The sequence below is a fragment of the Aeromonas sp. EERV15 genome, assembly GCF_900079845.1.
In the GTDB taxonomy this organism is placed as follows: Bacteria; Pseudomonadota; Gammaproteobacteria; order Enterobacterales; family Aeromonadaceae; genus Aeromonas; species Aeromonas sobria.
In genome coordinates, this window is the sequence record NZ_FKKY02000159.1 from 1 (window position 1) to 440 (window position 440).

The 440-nt window shown below is 64.5% G+C and carries 1 protein-coding gene; it reads right to left on the reverse strand.

The features are described 5' to 3' along the window. The coding region (locus BN4575_RS22980; protein ID WP_256029052.1) for an aminotransferase class I/II-fold pyridoxal phosphate-dependent enzyme at positions 1 to 371 on the reverse strand (371 nt) is incomplete at its 3' end. Between the last annotated feature and the right edge of the window lie 69 nt (positions 372 to 440).

The following is a 440-nucleotide window of genomic DNA, read 5'->3' on the forward strand; positions in this document are numbered from 1 at the left end:
TCTGCCGTCGACCACACCTTTCCACTCGGGTTCGATGGCGTGCAGACCACGATGCCCCGCGTTCGGGAGGTGATGGCCTGCTCGAGATCGGAGCGCTCGAAGGTCCAGTTCGGTGGTCGGGTCGGGACAAGGACAGGGGTCAGCCCAAACGCGATGACGGTATTGAGGTGGTAGCCATAATAGGGCTCGAAGAGGATGATTTCGTCTCCTGGGTCGAAGAGCGCGAGGAGCGTGGCGGCGAATGCTCCCGTTGCTCCGGACGTGACCACGACCTCGCTGGTGGGGTCGTAACTCAGGCCGTAGCACCGCTGTATTTTTGCGGCGATCTCGGCCCGCAGGGGGGCGATGCCCTCAGGGGCGGTGTAGATCACCTTGTTGTCCTGGATGGCGGCACGCGCCGCATCCGCAACGGGGGGGGCCGCGTGCTCTACCAGACCGAG